The sequence below is a fragment of the Paenibacillus sp. 2RAB27 genome (assembly GCF_052115445.1).
Taxonomy (GTDB): Bacteria; Bacillota; Bacilli; order Paenibacillales; family NBRC-103111; genus Paenibacillus_E.
On sequence record NZ_JBFRGR010000004.1, the window covers coordinates 385572 to 407851 of the forward strand.

General features: G+C 43.7%; 17 protein-coding genes and 1 pseudogene. 13 read left to right on the forward strand and 5 right to left on the reverse strand.

Annotation, left to right across the window (positions count from 1 at the left end):
* Positions 1-330: 330 nt before the first annotated feature.
* Entirely contained in the window at positions 331-1314 is a 984-nt protein-coding gene (locus AB4114_RS08895) for a 2-hydroxyacid dehydrogenase (protein WP_441988119.1), read from the reverse strand.
* A gap of 644 nt (positions 1315-1958) precedes the next feature.
* Between AB4114_RS08895 and AB4114_RS08900 the strand changes: the two genes are divergently transcribed.
* The 7 genes from AB4114_RS08900 to AB4114_RS08930 all read left to right on the forward strand — a co-directional run bounded on the left by AB4114_RS08900 (position 1959) and on the right by AB4114_RS08930 (position 10796).
* The gene (locus AB4114_RS08900) at positions 1959-3275 is read left to right on the forward strand and encodes an ABC transporter substrate-binding protein (RefSeq protein ID WP_441988120.1); all 1317 of its coding nucleotides are present in this window, start codon (positions 1959-1961) and stop codon (positions 3273-3275) included.
* 85 nt (positions 3276-3360) lie between these two features.
* A complete protein-coding gene (locus AB4114_RS08905) occupies positions 3361-4281 on the forward strand; it encodes a carbohydrate ABC transporter permease (RefSeq protein ID WP_441988121.1) in 921 nt (306 codons plus the stop codon).
* A gap of 12 nt (positions 4282-4293) precedes the next feature.
* On the forward strand, positions 4294-5106 hold the full coding sequence (locus AB4114_RS08910; RefSeq protein ID WP_441988122.1) for a carbohydrate ABC transporter permease: 813 nt from the start codon (positions 4294-4296) through the stop codon (positions 5104-5106).
* A gap of 53 nt (positions 5107-5159) precedes the next feature.
* Positions 5160-7001: a sensor histidine kinase gene (locus AB4114_RS08915; RefSeq protein WP_441988123.1), complete on the forward strand. Its 1842-nt coding sequence runs from the start codon at positions 5160-5162 to the stop codon at positions 6999-7001.
* Positions 7002-7010: 9 nt separating this feature from the next.
* Positions 7011-8600, forward strand: coding sequence for a response regulator transcription factor (locus tag AB4114_RS08920; RefSeq protein ID WP_441988124.1), 1590 nt, complete (start codon positions 7011-7013; stop codon positions 8598-8600).
* 75 nt (positions 8601-8675) lie between these two features.
* Complete coding sequence (locus AB4114_RS08925) at positions 8676-9983, forward strand: ABC transporter substrate-binding protein (RefSeq protein WP_441988125.1); 1308 nt, start codon at positions 8676-8678, stop codon at positions 9981-9983.
* A gap of 123 nt (positions 9984-10106) precedes the next feature.
* Positions 10107-10796: a metal-dependent hydrolase gene (locus AB4114_RS08930; protein ID WP_441988126.1), complete on the forward strand. Its 690-nt coding sequence runs from the start codon at positions 10107-10109 to the stop codon at positions 10794-10796.
* A gap of 17 nt (positions 10797-10813) precedes the next feature.
* Here AB4114_RS08930 and AB4114_RS08935 read toward each other — a convergent pair whose 3' ends face one another.
* The gene (locus AB4114_RS08935; RefSeq protein WP_171634119.1) at positions 10814-11215 is read right to left on the reverse strand and encodes a helix-turn-helix transcriptional regulator; all 402 of its coding nucleotides are present in this window, start codon (positions 11213-11215) and stop codon (positions 10814-10816) included.
* A gap of 263 nt (positions 11216-11478) precedes the next feature.
* Here AB4114_RS08935 and AB4114_RS08940 point away from each other — a divergent pair, with 263 nt between their 5' ends.
* Positions 11479-11646, forward strand: a complete 168-nt coding sequence (locus tag AB4114_RS08940; RefSeq protein ID WP_246302971.1) for a helix-turn-helix domain-containing protein — start codon at positions 11479-11481, stop codon at positions 11644-11646.
* A gap of 53 nt (positions 11647-11699) precedes the next feature.
* Here the strand turns inward: AB4114_RS08940 and AB4114_RS08945 are convergent, their stop codons facing one another.
* The 3 genes from AB4114_RS08945 to AB4114_RS08955 all read right to left on the reverse strand — a co-directional run bounded on the left by AB4114_RS08945 (position 11700) and on the right by AB4114_RS08955 (position 14958).
* Positions 11700-13091 carry an ABC transporter substrate-binding protein gene (locus AB4114_RS08945; RefSeq protein WP_441988127.1) on the reverse strand — a complete coding sequence of 464 codons (1392 nt, stop codon included), beginning with the start codon at positions 13089-13091 and terminating at the stop codon, positions 11700-11702.
* Positions 13092-13180: 89 nt separating this feature from the next.
* The gene (locus AB4114_RS08950; protein WP_441988128.1) at positions 13181-14002 is read right to left on the reverse strand and encodes a carbohydrate ABC transporter permease; all 822 of its coding nucleotides are present in this window, start codon (positions 14000-14002) and stop codon (positions 13181-13183) included.
* On the reverse strand, positions 13999-14958 hold the full coding sequence (locus AB4114_RS08955) for a carbohydrate ABC transporter permease (protein WP_441988129.1): 960 nt from the start codon (positions 14956-14958) through the stop codon (positions 13999-14001). The genes AB4114_RS08950 and AB4114_RS08955 overlap by 4 nt, the downstream gene beginning before the upstream one ends.
* Positions 14959-15157: 199 nt before the next feature.
* Between AB4114_RS08955 and AB4114_RS08960 the strand changes: the two are divergent.
* The 5 genes and pseudogenes from AB4114_RS08960 to AB4114_RS08980 all read left to right on the forward strand — a co-directional run.
* Positions 15158-15574 (forward strand): annotated as a pseudogene (locus AB4114_RS08960) (glycerophosphodiester phosphodiesterase); the annotation flags it as partial.
* On the forward strand, positions 15552-15701 hold the full coding sequence (locus AB4114_RS08965; protein ID WP_441988155.1) for a glycerophosphodiester phosphodiesterase family protein: 150 nt from the start codon (positions 15552-15554) through the stop codon (positions 15699-15701). The pseudogene AB4114_RS08960 and the gene AB4114_RS08965, both read left to right, overlap by 23 nt.
* A 322-nt stretch (positions 15702-16023) precedes the next feature.
* Positions 16024-19131, forward strand: coding sequence for an efflux RND transporter permease subunit (locus AB4114_RS08970; protein WP_441988130.1), 3108 nt, complete (start codon positions 16024-16026; stop codon positions 19129-19131).
* A gap of 32 nt (positions 19132-19163) precedes the next feature.
* Entirely contained in the window at positions 19164-20417 is a 1254-nt protein-coding gene (locus AB4114_RS08975) for an efflux RND transporter periplasmic adaptor subunit (RefSeq protein WP_441988131.1), read from the forward strand.
* 27 nt (positions 20418-20444) lie between these two features.
* The gene (locus tag AB4114_RS08980; RefSeq protein WP_441988132.1) at positions 20445-22196 is read left to right on the forward strand and encodes a hypothetical protein; all 1752 of its coding nucleotides are present in this window, start codon (positions 20445-20447) and stop codon (positions 22194-22196) included.
* Positions 22197-22280 lie beyond the last annotated feature (84 nt).

The window sequence follows — 22280 nt, forward strand, 5'->3', positions numbered from 1 at the left end:
GAGCCCTTGGGCTCTTTTTTCAATAGATTAAAAGTATAAGCTTTGAGGTAAGCGCAGCAGAGGGAACTAGTTGTGAGGCAAGGTTAGCTTTGATTTTTACTCCGTTACGGACAGGAGAGCCGTTATTTGATGAGAAAAGCAGAGAGTCCAAATGTAACGGCCGCCACGGCCGCTATTCAGTCCCTTGCCACACATGTTGGCACGCAAATCAGTCAATAACGCCTCTGGTGTCCATTAAAATTCAAAACTGCCTCATTTTCAGATAATAGAGGCTGTCACGTCCGTTAAATTTGGCTATATGATAGTCCCACAGGGAATGGATCCTAAGCGTTAATTCGGAACCAAATCCTTTAGCTCCTGCACAACGTAGGCCTGACCGCCGTTCAGAGCTCCCACAAGATTCTTGGCTGCAAGTTCAGCCATGTCATTACGAGTCCGTGCTGTCGCCGAGCCGATATGAGGTAAAGTTACCACATTCGGCATATGCAACAATGGATTATCTACGGGAGTGGGCTCGATATCGAAAACATCGAGACCAGCTCCTCGAATTTTCCCTTGTTGAAGCGCCTTAATCAGCGCTTGCTCGTCTACGGTTGCTCCTCGGGAGGCATTTATGAAGATGGCTGATGACTTCATCAGGTTAAACTGCTCCTCGCCGATCATATGTTTCGTCTCTGGAGTTAAAGGCGTCATCACAACGATGTAGTCGGATTCACTTAGTAACTCATCCAACTCGCAGAAGCGGGCATTGAAGCGCTCGTCTATTTCTTTTTTTGGACGGCGACTGTGATACAGCAGGTTCATATCGAAGCCAAACACAGCTCGCTTGGCAATCGCTTCGCCTATCCGTCCCATGCCGATAATCCCGAGCGTCGAATGATGAACATCTACACCGAATAATTCGGTACCGATCGTACCCTTTTGCCATTTGCCCTGTTTCACATATGCGTCCAATTCTGCGATTCTTCGTCCTGCACTTAGCATCAACGCGAGAACGAGATCAGCGACGGTGCTGTCCAGTACATATGGTGTGTGCGTACCAATTACCCCGTGGGCTCTCATTGCATCTAGATCAAAATGATTGTACCCGACTGAAGAGGTACTCGCTACACGCAGCCGTGGTGCGCAACTTAGCAGCTCCTCGTCAATTGTTCCTCCCAGAATTCCCTCCGCATCCGAGACATTTTCTAAGATGACACTCCGAGGCATACTGCCTTCCTCATTCCAGAACGTACAATCACCATGGAGATTTAAATAATCCTGAACGGTTTCCGGTAATTTGTGGGTAACGAGTATTTTGGGCTTGGTCGACATGAGTATTCCTCCTTGAGTATCTCATTTGAATATACTTTGCATGCGATTATTAAAGTGCCGAGATAACGCGTTTATTCGAATAGCGGGTTTCAGTCCCGACTAGGCACTTTTTTTCTTCTCGATTGACCAAAAGATGATCTGACAAGTCAAAATAGTCTTTAGGCAGTCTGTTCTATTATAGCTAAATTGATCGGAATGAGATATGTAAATCTACTAGTTCACTAGAGTTGCTTCTTCATAAATTGACCTTGCAGTTGAGTAGATAATGTTAGTTAAGGTTATGGTAGAGGTTGAGGTTGAGGTAGATGGAGATGGAGATGTATGAAGGGGAGTAGATAAAGTAGTTGATATTGACGTAGTTAGAGTTGGTTGCAGCCCCCTCCGACGAAATAAATGGATTTCCTATATCTAATTTGATCAATCCGCATCCAACGTACGATTCACCCCTCCAATCGTAACATCGTCACCATGTAGCTAAAATGCAGTCTGAGGATTTCTTACGTTTGTTCCCTAAAGTTGACGGTTTTATCGGTTTAGACGCGGAGCGATTCCTTGTAAAGTTAGAACCAAGGAAAGCCCTTACATCTGAGTGAAAGGGCTTTCGCAACTAACATAAACCGAATGAGAGAGGGTTGTTCATCACAATGAAAAAGAAATTAACAAGTTTACTTACCGCAAGCATTGCGCTTGCTATGGTAGCGACAGGCTGCTCGAGCACAAAAGAAAGCGATACCAAAACGACTACGACGACAGCTTCAGAGACAACGAAAGCCGTAGAGACAAGCAAAGCAGCGAATCCGGTAGAAATTACTTTCTGGAATATGTTCGGCGGTGGCGAAGGCGATTTCGTAGATCAGATCGTCAAAGGCTATAACGACTCCCAAAAGGAAGTCATCGTGAAACAGCTACGCCTAGAATCGAACGAGTACTATGCGAAACTAAGCACAGCACTTTCATCTTCGAAGGGGCCAGATGTGGCTGTAGCGCACGTGGATCGGATCTCGCCTTTCGTCAAAGCGAAGCAAATTTTACCGCTTGATGGGCTTGCCAGCAAGGTTGGTTTTGATCTGAAACAAGTCTCAGATTCCAATATCAAAAGCGTGTCCTATGACGGAAAGCCTTACGCCGTACCGTTAGATACACATTTCCATATGTTCTATTACAACAAGGATCTGCTTAAGAAAGCGGAGCTGCTGAACGATGATGGCACGCCGAAGCTAGGAGATTTGACGCCAGATGGCTTTAAGAAAACATTAGCGCAAATTCAAGCGAAAGTACCTGGTGTGCAGGCGTTAGCCGTGAATACACCTTATTTCCAAGAGCCATTCCTGAATTTGTACTATGAAGCAGGCGGCGATATTTTGAATGGGGATATGACGAAATCCGCGATTAACAATGAGAAAGCATTGAATGTCCTTAAGTTCTACATGGATTTGTACAAAAACAAATACAGCGATCTTAATGATAAAACGCCTTGGGATTCCTTCCACAGCGGGAAAGCAGCCCTATGGTTCGGAGGCGTGTGGGAAGCGGGACTATTGCTTAACGATAAAGCTTTGAATATTGGTGCGATGCCGCTGCCTGCGATCTTCGGTAGCCAAACGCACTGGGGAAGCTCCCATTTGCTCGTCGTCCCGTCTTATGTAACAACGGAGAAACAAGAAGCATCCGCGAAATTCATGAAGTACTTCTCCGAGGTAGGTGGCAAAACGTGGGGTCAAGCCGGACACGTTCCTGCCAACAGCGCAGTAACGACAAGCGATGAGTACAAAAAGCTGCCATACCGTAATTTCTTCATCGAAGCTCAGAAAACCGTGAAATTCGCACCGAAAACAGATAAATACACAACGATTATCACGACGGTTTCAGAGTCCTTACAGAACATTCTATTCGGTAAGCAATCTCCGGAAGACGGCTTGAAAAGCTTGGATAAGCAAATCAATGATATTTTGACCAATTAATCGTCCGTTTGAATCGGGTGAAGCCTCCGCGCACGCTAACGGGGCTCCACCCGAACTTTATAGAAAGAAACAAGGAGAAGAGCCAATGGAGACAAAAGTAAGTGAGCGTGATCGGACTTGGGTCCTCCGCGAACGTAAACCGTTACGAATAGTTATGGAAATGAAGGCACTGCTGTATCTGCTGCCGTTTCTGATCCCTTTTGCCATCTTCTATCTGTGGCCAGTAGGGCGAGGGGCTTGGATGAGCTTGCACGTATGGGGCATTCAGGGGATGCAGAAGTATGTTGGTTTTGCGAATTATAAAAAGATTTTCAGTGATTCTAATTTCTATCTGTATATGTGGCACTCGATTTACTTTGTCATCATCTGTACACCGACAATTATCGTCCTCGGCCTTATTTTAGCCTTGCTGATTAATCAGAATCTCCGCTTTCGAACGCTCATTCGTTCCATGTTTTTCCTGCCTTATGTACTGTCGGTCTCGGTCATCAGTTTCATATGGCTCCGACTTTTCGATTCGAAGTATGGCCCGATTAACGCATTCTTGAAACTCATTGGTTTCTCTGGTGATATTCACTGGCTGACGGATAAGCATCTCGCTTGGTGGGCGATTACCCTTACAACCGATTGGTGGTGTGTAGGCTTCGTGATGGTACTGTTCCTAGCGGGCTTACAAGAAATTCCTACAGATCATTATGAAGCTGCGAAAATAGATGGCGCTGGCGCTTGGAAGCAATTCATTCATATTACGCTCCCAGGCTTGTCGAGAGTCATGCAAATACAAGTTTTTTATCAAATAATCTCGTGTTTAAAGTTGTTTGGGCAAGTACAGATTATGACCGGCGGAGGTCCAGGGGACTCCACGAATACCATGATTCGTTACATTTATGTCACGGGGTTCAAAAAGGATATGTTCGGGCTTGCTTCGGCTCAATCCATCGTATTCTGCGTCATCATGCTGATCCTCGCCTTTGTACAGTTCAAATTAACAGACAGAAAAGATTGACGGAGGTTGAACATGAAAGGAATCGCAATTAACATCATCGCCGTGATGCTGGCTCTCTTATTTATGTTTCCATTGATTTGGATGCTGATTGTTTCACTGAAACCGGACGGCGTTAATGTCTCTGCTCTAAGTGATTGGGTGAATGTCTCGGATTTACATTTGCATAATTATACGAAAGTGATCAAAGATTCGCAGATCCTAAGATGGACATGGAATAGCGCAGTTATCGGTGTGCTAACAACCATTATTTCACTCATCTTCAGCTCCCTAGCTGCTTTCTCCTTTTCGAAATTGCCTTTCAAGTCCAGAAGTTTGTTTTATCTGGTCATCGTTTCTGGCTTGTTAATTCCCACAGAAGCGATTCTAATCCCACTTTACGAAACGACGCTTCATCTGAAGCTGATTGATAACATGTGGGCGATTATTCTGCCTGGGCTCACGAATCCAATCGGCATCCTGCTCTTGAAGCAGTTCATGGACGGCGTCCCGAAGGATTATATCGAGGCAGCACAAATCGACGGTTGTAGAAATTTCGGTTTATGGTATCGCATTTGTCTCCCGCTTACTCGATCTGCCATGTTCTCTGTCGGGATTTTCTACTTTATTTTATCTTGGAACAATTTCTTGTGGCCGTATCTTTCCATTACCTCGCAAGAGAACATGATCTTATCAGCAGGACTCCCGACATTTTTGTCGAATAATACGATGTCCTTAAATCTGATCATGGCAGCAAGTGCCATTGCAGCAATTCCAACGATTCTAGTGTTTGCTGTCCTGCAGCGTCAAATTGTGCAAGGGGTGGCCATGTCGGGAATTAAAGGATAATTCGCAGCATAACTAGACGTTCGATTCTCTTCCCAGAAAGGGTTGCTACAACGATGACCCAAGCATCAGAAGTTGCGACGCAACAACGCCACAAACGAATTCCTTCATGGATGTATACATGGACGAGCAGCATTCGCTATAAGTGGATGCTGTTGTTGTTCCTCTTTTCGCTAACGCCCCTGCTTGCATTGGGGTTTATTTCGTATTCGATATCGAAATCAACGATTAACAATAAAGTAACGGAATACTCGGAACAACTCTTGAAGCAGACCGCGGAGAATATTGACACGAGACTTGGCATTTACAAAGATATGATGATGCAGGTCGTCAATAACAACGACATTGTCACGATGCTGCGCACATTGGATCGCACAGATCCTACCCAATATGATCTAGATAGTCTATCCTTAACTACGAAGCTATCGACCATTATTGCAATTAATCAGGATATACAGTCGATTTCGTTCCTTTCACCACAGCATTTTATCAAAGGTATTTATAGATGGAATGATCGGTCTTTGGATAAAGTATCCCCATTCCTGCAGACCTTGGAGGATGGGAGCAATTTCCGGTGGTTTTCCACGCGCTTGGGAACGTATGTCGACAGTTTAAACACGCAAAATGTTCACGTCTTCTCACTCGCCAAGCAAATATACAAAATGTCGGACGATAGTCCTGTAGGAATCATTGCCGTACTGGACATCCGCGAGGATGTGCTGAAAGAAATCGGTGCTCGAACGACCAAGAGTGATATGGATATAGCTAGTTTCGTTATTGATGGTTCAGGACACATCATCTCTTACCCAGACAGTCGTGTATTGGGGAAAAGTGTGAAAGAAGTGCTAGGCGAAGACGGGTACACAGAAATGTTTCGTGGGGCGATGGAAGAATCCGTTTTTCCACTGAAATATCAAGGTGAAAGATTGATTGTGAATTATAAAAAGCTGCATACAAACGACTGGATCGTCGTCAATGTCATTTCGGAGGCATCGCTGTACAAAGATTCGAATCGGTTGCTGCAAATTATTTTGGTGATCGCTTTCATATGTATCTTATTCTCTATCCTGACGGCAATCTTGCTAGCTAATTCAATCTCCAAGCCGATTCTGAAAATGATTCGATTGATGCGGCAAGTCATGTCAGGTGATCTGACCGTCCGTTTCAAAGCCAAGCGTCGTAATGATGAATTCGATATTTTGGGCGAAAACTTTAACTACATGGTTACACGGATTGATGGTCTCTTGGAAACGGTGTATGAGGAACAAAACCATAAGCGAGTAGCGGAATTGAAGGCTCTACAAGCGCAAATTAATCCACATTTCCTGTATAATACACTGGATATCATTAAATGGACGGCGCTCCTGCAGAAAGCTAATCATGCGGCTGAAATGGTCAGTCTTCTATCCCGATTGTTGCGGATTAGCTTAGGTAAAGGTGAAGAGACGGTAACCATTGAAGAAGAAATCGAACATGTGCAGTGCTATCTGGGTATTCAAAAGTTCCGATTCAACTTTAATATCGAGACGTTTGTTCATTTGGACGAGGAGGTTCGTACATATCGTACGCCAAAGCTGATCCTACAACCCATTGTAGAGAATGCCATTCTTCATGCTTTTACAGATAGAGAAACAGGTGAAATTCATATTCGGTGCGGCATCCATCCGGAAGGTGGAATACGCTTCGAGGTCGTGGATAATGGGCGTGGCATGGATGCTAGTCTTGTTCAAAGCCTTAATCGACATGTGGCTCCCTCCGTTGATAAAGTAAGCGGGATTGGCTTAGCGAATGTAGACGAACGAATTAAACTCATTTGTGGGAAGCCTTATGGTTTGGACATTCAAAGTGAACCTGGAGCGGGTACCCATATTCGTATCCGACTTCCAGAAATGAAGTAGGTGAAGAGCATGTTTCGAGTTGTGATTGTGGAAGATGAATATATCGTAAGGTTTGGTATTCGCTCGATGATTGATTGGGATAAGCTGGGCTTATCGGTGAGCGGTGAAGCAGCGAATGGGCAAGAAGCCTTGGCGTTGATCCGCGAGAACCCACCTGATATTCTCATCACAGATATCAAAATGCCTGTTATGGATGGCATTACGTTAATTACGGAAGTACGTAAAAGTTATCCTCAAATGAAAATAGTTATTCTTAGCAACTTGGAAGATTTCCAATATGCGAAGGAAGCGATTCGCAATGGGGTTTCCGAATATATGATCAAATCAGATATGATGCCTCGTGACCTAGAGGAAACGCTGCTGCGAGTCAGGGAGTCGATTCTAGCAGCGTCTCCAACAAGTGATCAGAAGCCTGTGGTGAGTGACCTTGAGCCTCTCATCAGAGAAAAACGGATGCTAGAGCTCCTTGAAGAAATGGACCCTGCTCGGAGCCAACACATCGTAGAAAGTTTAAGACTCTCCGATGTTCAGCTACCCTTATATGTGCTTCATATCGTGAAGAATGAGTGGGCGCAGAGTGTTGAGGAGGGGCAAGCATTGATACGCAAGGCGATTGCTGAAGTGAAGGCGACTTCCTCAGAGGATGCCTATGAAGCTTTTCCAGATCGGCAAGGGGAAATGAATGTCCTTCTTTTTGCAAGGGAAATGACGGCTGCTGGCTTGTCTGAGATGAAGACATGGGTACAATCCGTCGTTCTCTATCTTAAGGATCATTGTGCCATGTCGTGTACAGTAGGCATCAGTATGAGTACGTCCAAGTGGTCAGGACTGCATCAAGCCTACGAGCAAGCAAAAGCCGCAGCGAAATATAAAATGTTTATTGGCCCTGAACGAGCGATTCTGTATGGTGTTGATTATGTGCCCCTATCAAGTCAGTTAACGGATAATATTAAAGTGAGCACAACGCATATTCATTCGATGGTGTATGCTTTTCAAACGAAAGAGCTGCAAGCTTACTTGGAAGATATTTTCGAACAGCTAACAGCGCTTAAAGACTATGATCTCGTGGAAATTATTTCACTGGAGCTGCTAATTCTACTCACGACGCTATGGTCAGAGGTGGCAAGTGATCAGCAAAGTATTCTCCAATTAAAGAAACAGTACTATGAGCAATTATCCAAATTAGAGACGATTCAGATGAGTAAAGCTTGGTTCCTGCAAGCATTTGAGGAACTCGTTCGGCATATGATCGGCGTGTATAACAGTGATCGCAATGGCATTATTAAGGCAGCGCAGTATATCGGGCAGTACTACCAACAAGAGATTTCGCTGCAATCGATCAGCAGTTTGGTGCACCTAAGTAAAAATTATTTTGCCAACTTGTTCAAAAAGGAAATGGGAGAAAGCTTTCTGGAGTATTTGACGCGGATTCGCATCGAGAAAGCCATGACCTTATTAACAGGTGAGCTTAAGACAGCAGATATTGGCCATTTGGTAGGCATTCCAGACCCGAAATATTTCTCGAAAGTATTTAAGAAAATAACAGGTCTATCCCCATCGGAATATCGAATTCTAGCCAAAGAAGACAAGTCAAACTAGTCTTCTCAAACTTAATTGCAAACGCTTACCGAAGAGCTGTTCATTGTCAGGCGTGTGGGGAAAGGGGGGATCGGATTGTTAGATAAAAGAAAGATCAAACGCAGTGTTGGCATCGGATGTATCTGTACACTCACTTTCGTGCTTGCAGGATGCTCATTTCTATCCAATAATCAGCAGCAAGGAGCTGAGAACAAGAAAAGAGTAGCGAGCACAGCAGCGCCTATGGAAATTTCGTTCTGGAATCCATTTGGCGGTGGTGAAGGAGAGTTCGCCGAACGCATTGTTCAAAATTTCAATAATTCACAGAAGGACGTCTACGTGAAGCAGCTTCGCTTGGAATCGAACGAATATTATGTGAAGCTGAGCACAGCTCTTTCTTCGGGAAAAGGTCCGGATGTAGCTGTTGCACATGTTGACCGAATGTCACCGTTCGTAAAGGCGAAGCAAATTATGCCATTGGACGAATTGGCGAGTGAGGTTGGATTTGATTTCAAGGACTTAGAGGAGAGCAATGTTCGAAGTGTGAGCTTCATGAATAAGCCGTACGCGCTGCCATTAGACACGCATTTTCACATGTTATATTACAATAAGGCTATTATGAAAAAAGCGGGCTTGTTGAATGACGATGAAACGCCTAAGCTGGCGGTCTCAACGCCGGAGGCATTCATTCAGATGCTGCAACAGATTCAAGCTAAAGTACCGGATATAGAGCCATTTGCTGTCAATACCCCTTATTTCCAAGAGCCATTCCTCAATATGTATTATCAAGCAGGCGGCGAATTATTGGATGATAGCAAGTCGAAAATAACTATCCATAATGACAAATCGCTTCGTGTGTTAAAATTTTATCAACAGATTTATGCAAGCAAGCTCTCCGATGTGAATGATAAGACTCCGTGGGATACCTTTCATAATGGCAAAGCGGCGCTATGGATGGGTGGTGTTTGGGAGGCAGGCTATCATCTAAGTGAGTCTTCCCTTCCCGCGGGGATCATGCCGCTTCCAGCTCTATTCGGCAGTTCGATGCAATGGGGGAGCTCGCATACACTTGTCATTCCTACTTATGTATCGAAGGATAAACAACGTGCGGCCATGGCATTCATGTCTTATTTCTCGAAGGTAGGTTCCATGCTATGGGGCCAAGCTGGGCATGTACCCGCTAATCGAGCCGTTCTTCAAAGCCAGGCGTATAAGCAATTGCCTTATCGGAAGCTTTTTATCGAAGCGCAGCATAGCGTCAAATTTGCCCCACAAACGGATAAATATGCAACGATGTTTACCACCTTGTCAGAGGAGCTTCAAAGTATTATAATGGGAGGTCTGGATCCGGAGGAAGGGCTCGTACAACTAGAGAAAAAAATGAATAGTGTGCTGGCCAATTAGGTTGTATAAATGTCCCCTTTCGGAACTTTCCGGGAGGGGATATTTGTTTCGTCTGGAAGAATTTTTAATTCGCAAAGGTACCTATGATAAAATGAACCTATTAACCCAAAGGAGCTGAAATAAGTGAACATTATTTTCCATGGACAAAGTTGTGTCGAAATTCGTTTGAAGCAACACACCTTGATTATTGACCCCTTCCTTACCGGTAATCCGCAAGCAACGGTCAAAGCGGAAGACATCAAGGCAGATTACATCCTTGTTACCCATGGACATGGGGATCATGTCGGGGACACGTTATCCATTGCAGAGCGCAACGATGCAACTGTTATTGCTCCTAACGATTTGGCCAGATATTTGGGCTTTGAGGGGGCAAAAACACACGGGATGGGAATCGGCGGGGCTTATGAGTTTCCTTTTGGTAAAGTCAAATTGACCCTTGCCTTACACGATTCTTCCTATAATCCGCCAGGCACCAAAGAAAACATCTATACAGGCATGGCGAGTGGATTCTTGCTAAAGGTAGAAGGGAAAACCATTTATCATGCAGGGGACACGGGGTTATTTAAAGATATGAAGCTGATTGGCAAAATGAACAATATTGATCTGGCCTTTCTGCCGATCGGGGATAACTACACCATGGGACCGGAAGATGCCGTGATTGCAGCGGGATATTTGAAAGCCAAAACCGTTGTCCCGATGCACTATAATACGTTTCCAGTGATTGAACAAGATCCGAACGCCTTTGTTGCAATCCTGGAAGAAGAAGGCATTAAAGGAATCGTGATGTCACCGGGGCAACAAATAGCACTGTAATCGAGTGGATGGAATCTTCATGAGGAGGGTTCACTTTCGGTGCTTTTGTTCGATTGACGTTCTTTCCAGAAAAGGACGGTGAGCATGCGCTCCACCCATTCCTTATCTTCAGGCGTTAAGATAAAACCATCGAACATGAGTTCATTTTCACGAAGAAAACGCCGCAGATTAACAGGATTGCTTTCAAACTGTTGGTTCGCCTGGGAGGACTCGAGATAACCAGCAATATCCATCAGTTCCGAGTAAGACGTGTTAAGCCCCTCAGATAATTTCATCAAGACGTCGGGAGAAGGAATTCCGCGGTTGCCATTCTCAAGTTGAGAGATGTATGCCGCGGACACACCTGAACGATCAGCTAGCTCGCGGATGGTGAAGCCTTTCATTTTGCGCATATCTCGTAATTTATCGTAAAAGTACATGTCAGCCCATCCTCACTCCGTAAAGTAAACATTAGTAAACGTTTTAATACTAACAGTTTACTATAGTAATTACAACGATGAGTTTCGGACCTGTTAAATAAAGGTATGCTCACATATATGATTACTAATGTAAACATTTATTGTTACATTAGTGAATATGCGGTATACTTCAGATAGGACGAAGTGAGGATGGGGGACTGACACCAACGCCGATGCATATTCAGATTAAAGCCAAAACAGATGCATTCATTAAGGCAAGAGTCATGAAAGGTTACTCGCAACGAGAGCTGGCACGGCATTCTGGCCTGAGCCACGCGTACATAAGTTTACTGGAACGGTCGATTAAATCTGTGGGGCCATCTACCGCTAAGCGACTAAGCGAAGTGCTAGAGATGGAGTTAGAGGAGCTTTTTCAGATCAACATCGCTTGAAAAACAGAAAACCGATGCCCCCATAATTGGGGAGCATCGGTTTTTGTTTTGCATTATTTCACGGTCTTGTTATAAGCACCAATTTTCTCAGTAATACTCTTAGCTGCGTTATCCAACGCGTCTTTTGGCGCTTTTTTGCCAGTCAGAGCCTCTTCAATCGCTGTTTCGACGATTTGACGAGCTTCTGGGAATACACCCATAACCGCACCTTGCGTTGCTGTGTTGGCTTTCGTTTTGTGCAATTGATCGATGGCTGTTTGGAATTGCGGGTATTTCGCAAGGTTGTCTTTGATAATTGCTTCGTCATACGCTTTCTTCGTGATTGGGAAGTAGCCTGTGTTCACGTTCCACCATGCTTGTGTTTGTGGCGTTGTTAGAAATTTAATGAATTCCCAAGCACCTTGTTGCTCGGCTTCTGACTTGTTATTCAAGATGTAGAGACTCGCGCCTCCAACGACAACACCGCCGTCTTTGGCATCGGATGGCTTAGGAAGCGGGCCAGTACCCACTTGGAATTTGCCTTCAGCACCGCTTACAATACCGCGAAGAGAAGCAGTGGAATCCAATGTCATAGCGATTTGGCCAGCTAAGAAAGCTTTTTTCGTGTCATCTGTTTTACGGCCAAGGTTGGCGGACGTTTTGTTGTCGACCATCTCTTTCCACCATGTTAGCGTTTTGACGCCCGCCTCATTGTTGACCATGGATTCTGTTGCAGCAGTGGTACGTCCATTCCCATTATTAAGGTATTCAACACCTTGGTTAGCAAAGAATTGCTCCATAAACCAGCCGTAGATGGCAAAGGAAGAGCCGGATTTCCCATCTTTACTCAACGCTTTAGCAGCTGTTGTAATTTCTTCATATGTAGTCGGTGGTTTCTCAGGGTCAAGTCCCGCAGCTTTGAACATATCTTTGTTGTAATAAAGGATAGGGTTAGAGGTGTTGAAAGGCATGGAATTCAGTTTGCCATCGACTTTATAATAATTCAGAATGTTCTCTTCAAGTTGGGAAAGATCGAACTTATCAGCATCGACATACTTTTGTACGGGAGTGATGGCTTTGGAATCGATCATGAAGCGTGAGCCGATTTCGTAAACTTGAATGAGGGAAGGACCGCTTTTGGTATCCATCGATGCTTTCATTTTATTGATACTTTCATCATACGTACCTTGGAATACTGCTTCAACTTGTACATTCTTCTGTGAGCTATTGAAATCTGCCACTAATTTATCGACGGCTTTGCCGAGCTCTCCACTCATCGAATGCCACCAAATCACTTTAACAGGTTCAGTTGGTTTTTTGACATCCGCTGCAGCGGCACTTGCCGTTGGTTTACTTTCTGTCGTACTGCCTGAAGTCGTTGTTTCTGCTTTGCCACAAGCACTAGTTAACAGCACCATAATTGCAGTCATAGCAAGGATGGAGCTTTTCGTTTGCAATGTTTTCATAGTTTTCGTTTCTCTCCCTTATCTCTTTTCTAAAATATATGGAAATCTGATTCAGCGAGTTGCTGAACAGAGCAGCCATCAAGTAGGGTTTAACCTTTCACAGCACCGGCCGTGAGTCCGCGAACGAGTTGTTTTAAACCGAGGACGAGCAATAAGAGGGATGGCAGCAAGACGATGCTTACGCCTGCCAGAACCAAATTCCATACCGTCAATTCTTCGAATTGCAGCATTGCGATGCCAATTTGCACGGTTCTCATGGCTTCGCTGTTCGTGATGAGCAGTGGCCATAGATACATGTTCCATGCATTTAAAAAGGCATACACAGCTAACGTTGCCAAGGCTGGACGCCCGAGTGGAAGCACAATTCGAAGGAACATGCGAAAATGTCCGCAGCCATCGATACGTGCCGCTTCGAAGAGCTCTTTGGGCAGTTGTAAGAAGAATTGCCGCAGGAGGAAGGTACCGAAGGCCGTTGCCAAGAATGGAACGGTTAGCCCCTGCATGCTATCGAGCCAGTCCCATTTTTTAACCGTCAAATAGTTGGGAATAATGGTGACCTCCCAAGGAATCATCATGGTAGCCATGAAGAGCGCAAAGATGAAGGACTTGCCTATAAAGCGAATATTGGTAAAGGCATAGGCGGCCATGCTCGATGTAATCAGCTGTCCCAGGGTAATTACGATAGATACAACTAGACTATTGGTAACAAATTTGGTGATGGGTACAAGTTTGAAGACAGCGGCGATACTACCTAGATAAAAGCTGCTAGGCAAGAAGTGTGGCGGATAGGCGGATGCTTCCTCTGGCGTCATAAATGCAGAAGAGAACGTATAGAAGATGGGATATAGAACAAGTGCGGCGCAGATGATCAATAGGATGTAGAAGAAGGTTTGTTGCAAACGAGTGATCATTGATAGTGCACCTTCCTTTCAAACACTTTAAACTGAATGACAGTGAAAATTAGGATTATGGTGAAAAGGACAAGTGCTTGCGCGCTGCCTGTACCAAATCGGAAGTTAATAAATGCATCTTGATACAAGGAGTAGACAAGTACATCTGTAGAGTTGACGGGTCCCCCTTTGGTCAGAATATGAATTTGTCCAAAGGACTGAAAAGCACCGATGATGGACACGATCGTGACGAAGAATACCGTCGGTGAAAGCAATGGCAGGACAATTTGCACAAAGGTACGAATGGGGCCAGATCCATCGATTTTGGCGCTGTCATAGATTTCATCAGGAACGCCTTGAAGTCCACTGAGCAGGACAATGTAGGTGAAGCCGAGATTCATCCAGACCGTCATCATCGAGACAGAAAGCAGTGCCCATCTGGGGTCCGTCAGCCATGCCACAGGTTCTAAGCCAACTTGCTGAAGCAAATAATTCAACATGCCGACACTTGGGTGAAACAGCATCATCCAGATCACAGCGGAAGTTCCAACAGATAGAACAACAGGTAGTGAGAAAATGAATTGAAAGATTCGCATGCCTTTGAGCTGATTGTGCGTAAATGCGGCGAGCATGAGTGCAATTACGATAACTGTAGGCACGGTTAGTAGTGTAAATAAGCCTGTAACGCCTAAGCTTTGATAGAATCGTTCAGAGGTGAATATCGCTGTAAAATTATCGAGCCCTACGAAAGCAGCAACCCTGCCTCGAGGATCGGTTTCGTGTAAGCTGAGATAGAAACTTTGTATCAAGGGATAGAACAAAAAGATGGAAAATAGTAGAAGAGAAGGAAACAAAAAGATATAACCAAGGATCGTCTCTGCCCAGTTCTGGCTGATCGCTGCCTTGCGTGGATGCGCTGCTTTTACGGTTGTTTTAGATTTTCTTGCATGAGGTAAATCTCTTTCTATTGCATTCATTTCAAGCTCCTCCATGAACATTATTAAACATGTATGCTTCGTTACTAGACTAACGCTTGTTTATTTGACCAATGTCAAATTCAAGTGAAGGTTTTGTATATTTTTAGAAAAATTTACAAATACATTAGAGTTTCATACTGGGCAGAATGAGGATCATTCAACTATAATTTGAGCATATTTAGATTGCCGTACGACAGATGGCTCCGGATTTATTGGTGACAAGAGCTGGGAAGAGTTGAAGTCGTTGGATGCAGGTTTTTGGTTTTCGGAATCTTTCACGGGAGAGAGAATTCCTCATCTGCGTCAAGTATTCGAGCTTGTACCACGGGGACATCTCATCAATGTGGAAGTCAAACACGCTTACGAGGGGAGAATGGAGAAGGCGTTGTTGGCATTTTTGGACGAAATGGATAGATGGAAGGATATCGTGATCTCTTCCTTTGATCACAAGTTGATTCGCAGGATCAAACTAGCGCAGCCTAAGGCGAAAGTGGGATTGCTTTATGCAGCCAATTTAATAGATCATGCAGCCTATGCTAAGCAATTGGGGGTAGATGTGTTTTCCTTGCATTCCGTATCACCACTGTATAGACATGGAGGATGTTCTAGGGGCTGATGCTGCGGGACTGGCTGTTTATCCCTATACGGCAAATGATGTTGCGGATTTTAAAAGGTTGATTGCAGCTGGTGTTACGGGGATTATTACCGATTATCCAGGGCGATTGCGGAATTTTCTTCGGTAAATCGCTCCTCCAAATGTTATAACAACATAGTTTAAAAATCAGAAAACCGATGCCCTCACATATTGGGGAGCATCGGTTTTTGTTTTTTAGAACTTGTTTCACATAAAGTCACAATCATTTTACCCGTTCGTATTACCAAAATATGACTTAAATATGACTTTACTCACCTGTTTTAATGACAATGAAAAGCTATAATAAATCCGATCGAGCATACACGGAATTGTCAATTTCATTATATTTAATGTTAAAAAATTCCAAGTATGATGAAAGAGTGAGTAGTAAGCGTATAAGGATTAAAGCTGGTGATAGGGGAGAAGTGAGAATGTCCAAGTTAACTGAGTTTTCAATGAAAAATGTGGCAGCGATTTTCATCGTTATGCTACTGTTGGTCGTAGGTGGAACCTATTCTACTACCACACTGAAGGTAGAAAGTATGCCTGACATTACATTTCCGGTAGTTATTATTAGCACTACCTATGTAGCACCTCCAAAAGATGTCCTGGATGAAATTACGAAGCCATTAGAGAAGGCGGTTGCGGGGTTGGATGGACTCAAAACCCTTAGCTCCGGATCACAGGACAATTACTCACAGATTATTCTGGAGTTGGACCAAGATAAGAAGCCAGAAGATGTTAAGAAAGATGTAGAGAGCTTGATCTCTAACGTTAAGTTGCCTCAAGGCTCTGAGAAACCTAAAGTATTAACAGCGGGCTTTGCTTCAGACCCTGTCTATTATTTGGCGGTTTACGGTGACGCAGGAATGAACCAAACCGAGTTGGATAAAGCCTACAAAGATACAATTCTTCCGGGCTTTAATGGGCTCAAGGGAATTGACCATGTCGACTCTGTAGGCAATCAGGATGCTGTTCTAACCATTAAGCTTGATGCACCTGCGATAAATAATTATGGTTTAACACCATCCGAAGTTTCTAGTTTGATCAAAGCCTCATTGGTATCTAGCCCTGCAGGAACGGTAGATTTCAATGGGAACACACAGATGGTTCGAGTCAAAGGTGAACTAGACACAATTTATAACTTGGATAATTTGAAAATCACAACGAAAACAGGCGATACACTACTTCTCAAACAAATTGCCAAAGTTGAAGCGATCAGCGAGTCCAAGTTTATCGCAAGATTAGATGAACTGCCAGCCATCGGCGTACTGCTTTACAAAACGAAAGCTGCGAATGCAGTAGAATTTGCAGATAGTGCTGACAAGCTTATGACAGACTGGGGCCAAACGCTGCCTGGCGTGAAATTCCACAAAATTTATAATTCTGCCAATGATATTAAAGATTCCATTCACGGCATGGTGCAAGAAGGCGGATTAGGCGCCATACTTGCTTCATTAATGATCTTACTTTTCCTACGCAATGCACGCATGACAATCATCGTACTCGTGTCGATTCCTCTCTCCATTCTTGTTACGTTATTATTTATGGGTCCTCTAGGCATTTCCCTCAACATCATGACATTAGGTGGAATGGCCATTGCAGTCGGGCGAGTCGTGGATGACAGTATTGTCGTTATTGAGAATATCTATAGTCAGCTGCAGAAAGCGCAAGATCGTAATGAATCTGTTATTAAATTAGCAACGAAACAAGTTTCCAGCGCAATTACTTCTTCTACAATTACAACAGTCGGTGTATTTGGTCCCATTGGATTCGTAAGTGGGGTCGTTGGTGAAGTATTCCGTCCTTTTGCTATTACACTTGTCGTAGCCCTAATGTCATCATTAATTGTTGCATTAACGGTAATTCCTATGTTGGCGAAGATTATGGTGCTTAAAAGCAAGAAGCTCGGCAGTCACGATGACAATCACGTGGGACCAATGGGTGTGAAATATAGGAAAGCGCTCATCTGGTCCTTGAATAACCGAATCAAAACGTTATTTATGGCTGGTGTTGCCCTTATTATCTCGATTTTCATTACAGTACCTAATTTAGCAGTAGCTTTTATGCCAGATAGTGAAGCAGTCAAACAAGGTGTTATTGAGATTAAAATGCCGCGAGAAACATCCATTGAAATGATGAATGAGAAGTCCAAAGAACTTGAAAAAGCTTTGAAAGTACACACAGACAACGCTGGTAAACCTGCGTTCAAGTACATTGAATCTCTTGTTGGATATAACCAAAGCAGTGATCGATTTGCTTATCGCGCGATGATGTTTTTCGAGCTAACACCTGAGACAAATGCGAATGAAGGTGTCAAAGCGTATAAGGAAGATATGTTGAAACTGATGCCGCAAGGATCAGATGTGAATATTACATTGTTTACTGGAGGGCCGCCTACTTCTACTGGAGCTGATTTCTCGTACTCCTTGAAAGGCGATGACCAACTTTATCTGAAGCAAGCCTCACAGTTAATCAAAGATAAAATGAAGGAATTCCCTGAGCTGAACGATATTAAAGACAGTTTGAGTGATTCCAAAACCGAAGTCGAGATTGTTGTCAATCAAAACAAAGCACGCTTATATGGACTTTCAAGTGCTCAAATTTTGCAATCAGTCAACGCGTGGATTTCAGAAGAGAAGCTTGGCGATCTCAAATTTAATAATATTACGTATGCCACTAAGGTAATGTTGAATCCTGTGTACAAAAACTCTGTGGATAAACTGGGTACGTTCTTGATCAAGACACCTACTGGTCAAACGATACAGTTAAATGAAGTAGCTCGCGTTGAACAGATTGATGCACCGAATAGCATTAGTCGTGAAGATCAAGAACAAATCGTAAGTGTAAGAGCCAAAATTGATGCGACGGATAAAGGCGGCGTCAGCAAGAAAATTACGGAAGAGTTGGCCAAATTAGAACTGCCTTCTGGTGTCACTCGTGAAGTAAAGGGTGTATCCGACGATATTCAAAAGAGTTTCATGCAAATGTTTATGGCCATTATAGCTTCCATCTTCATTGTTTACATGGTTATGGTTATTGCCTTTGGTAACGCGAGAGCGCCGCTTGCCATTCTGTTTTCACTGCCGCTAGCAGCTATTGGGGGCCTCTTAGGACTACTAATAACGGGCGAATCGATTAACGTTACATCACTCATCGGCTTCCTCATGCTAATTGGTATCGTTGTAACCAATGCGATTGTACTCGTAGACCGTGTGCAGCAGCTAAGAGAGCAAGATTATTCCATTCGTGACGCACTCATTGAAGCCGGAATTACGAGATTAAGACCTATTATCATGACGGCAGGTGCAACGATACTTGCACTGATGCCTTTAGGACTTGGATTATCCAAAGGAACGATCATTTCCAAAGGTTTGGCAGTTGTTGTTATTGGCGGTCTTACGACTTCTACGCTACTAACGCTCGTAATCGTGCCAATTATATATGAGATTCTATTTAAGAAAAGAGAAGGCGGCCTTTTCAAGAGAAAAGGAAAGCCGAATGCCATTCAATCAGAGCAAGCCGCATCTGTTCGTTAATTATCTAAACTGGGGAAAAGGGGAAAATGAATATGAAACGTCAGTTGTTTATGATCAAACAGAGTACCAAGATATTCGGTGTCCTCGCGCTTAGCGCGGCGATAGCCGTAGGATGTTCGTCATCACCAGCAGTAAGCCCTGCGGCAACAACAGCTGTAGAGCAAGGGGTAAAAGTAGTGAAAACGGCAAAAGTTACGAAACAAAAGATTGGTGAGCCTGTCGAACAGGTGGGTGATGTCGTATCATCCGTTCAATTAGATATAGTCGCCAAGTCGGGTGGCGAAGTCATTGAAATCCTGAAAAAACGTGGAGATATCGTTGAAAAGGGCGAAGTGCTTTTCCGATTGGATCCAACGGATGTGCTGATTCAGAAGGATTTGAATGCAGTAGGCATCAAAGGAGCACAGGCTGGACTTACAGCGGCTAAGCAAAATACATCGAATGGGATCGAAGATGCCAAAGACCGTGTTGCTAAGATGGAGACCGCGGTTAGTGATCTAGAGAAAGCTTATAGCAGGGGTCACAATGAATACGATCTAGGAACAGCAACGAAATCCGACTTAGAACAGATGGAAACGAAGCTAAATAATTCCAAAAAAGATCTGGCTAGCGAACGTAGATCGCTGAAAACCATGCAAGAGACGAATTCGTTGGCACAAGCGGAGTCCAGTTTGGAAACAGCGCAAGTAAATGCCAAGAATATCGAGAGGGCTCTAAGCAATCTTGAGGTAAAAGCTCCGGCTTCAGGTAAGTTGACGGATCTCACTATAACGGTTGGTCAGACAGTAGCGCCAGGCGGTCGCGTAGGAGAAGTTCAACAGACGAATCCAGTTAAAATCAAATCACAACTTAGCGAAGAGTCGGCTAATCTTGTTAGAGGTAAGAGTGAATTGACTTTCTATATTCCTGGCGTAACGACGAAAGCTGGTGCCAAAGTAACCTACTTATCGGATGTTATTAATGGACAATCCAAAGCTTATGATCTGGAACTGGAAGTTCCGAATCCGGATGGCAAGCTGAAACCAGGATCTAAGGCGCAAGTGGAATTAACCAAAGATGATGAACAAAACGTGCCTGTCATTCCTAGTCTTAGCATCGTTCGCGAAGGCGGAAATAACTTTGTTTATATCGTAAATGGAGATAAGGTACAAAAGCGTAAACTTGAACTTGGTCGATTGAATGAGACGAATCAGGAAGTTATTTCAGGGGTCAAAGAAGGCGAAATTCTGGTGACTTCCGGACAACATCAACTGAAAGATCAAGACACGATAAAAGTAAGTAACTAACCTACTATGTATGAGGAGGAGACATAAGTGAATATGAAGATGAAGAGATCTCTAGCTACTCTTGTTGTATCAGCTGTCCTTTTATCTACAGCTTCTTTACCTGCTTGGGCTGCAGATAGTCAGAACTTGGCAGCACAAGCTGCAGCAAGTACGAATGTTAGCTATACGCTTTCAAATAAAATTGAGGTTGAAATCAAAAGCATGCTCAATGAGCACGAATCGGATTCCACAAAGTTAGGAACAGTCATTCGAATAAGAAATACGACTGATAAAATAACGCGTGTACCTGACTTTGAACTACGGGTCCTAATGGCAGACGGTATTGAATATACATTGCAGCCAAGTGCCAAAAACCCGAAATCCATCCAACCCAAGAGTCAGTTGGAACTTAGCTACCTGTCGATAGTTGAACGAAGTGACGATGTGGATCTATCGAGCCTCAACTTTATAGAAGTGGATATGGACGTATATCCGAAAGTAGAAACAACACTGCTTAGTATCCCTGTTGATGCTGATATCGTCTGGAACGGCAGTGACAGTACAATTACGAAATCATCAGCAATTGTTAAATGGGGAGAAGCCTTTACCTTACCTTCATTGCGTTCAACCCTTGGATTCATTCCCGTAGACATTCATAAGGAAATTACGGCGAAAGGCGTTTCTACGGTTGTTCAAATGCAAGTCGTAAATTCAACCAAAGAACGTCAGACGGTACCTAATTTTGGAATCGACGGAAAGTCAGCAAGTAAGGTATATTCCGGTAATCGTGCCGAAGCTACGGTTACACTTGATCCAGGTGAGAAGAGATATATCCATATCGTCATTCCAACAGATCTGGATACGGAATTCACCAGCCTGAATGTAGTTACACCAGAGAGTTTTGCTGGTCCAATGGGGGAAGGTAAGCTTCTTGAAGACACCTACCGGGTAGGTCGTGTCAATATTCTTCTCCCTACAGGAGCTGTGACGCAGGGAGTCCTCCCAGCACCTGAATATACACTAGGTACGCCAGTTAGACTAGATGCAACGAATAAATTCGTACCTTCTAATGTTGATCTCTCTTTAGTTGAATTACATGTAACAAGTAATGAAGATGATGGCTTCAATACGGCAGTGGCAAAGTTTAAATTGACGAATAATAGTGACCGTCCGATTCCAATACCAGCTATTCAAACTGAGCTTGTTAGTATAGATGGTTATGCTTATGGCGGAAGAAGACAGGAAGCTACAGCACTAAGTGTTGTTCCGAATGCTTCGTATGTCGTCAGTTATTCGTATGCATTGCCAGCTTCGGAGACGGGTGAAAGTCTTAAAATGAACCTCTACAGTCAACAATCAAATGGCGAAATATCGTATAAATCACTGCTTGCCTCGGCCAAGGTACCTGTTCAGAAAAATGACCTGACGAGTAAAATACTTAACGTGTATCCTTATGAAATTACCATCAAAGATTGGTCCATTTCAGCTATTTTCCAAGCCAATATGAGTTATGATTATAAGCTGAAGCTCGATCTGAGTATGAAGCCGGATAAGCAAGTTACGGTTGATAAGTTTAACAGTAAGCTCTCATTCGAATTATTCGATAATGTTGGAAATCCGGTTGGCAAATCAGTTCAAGCTTTGTCAGGCGAAGGCCGTTTGTACAATGGTACTAACACAATAGATTTAAACGCAAGATCCAACCAACTTGATTTCCCGATTCAGGTAAAAGTATATGAGACGTTCACGAACGAATATGGTGAATCTGTTAAGCGGTTGTTGACCACTTTCAAACAATAGATAGATAAAAGACCGATGTATCCTTAATTTGGGATCATCGGTTTTGCTTTGTCTTGGTGAAAAAAATTAGCGGGAAAGCGATTA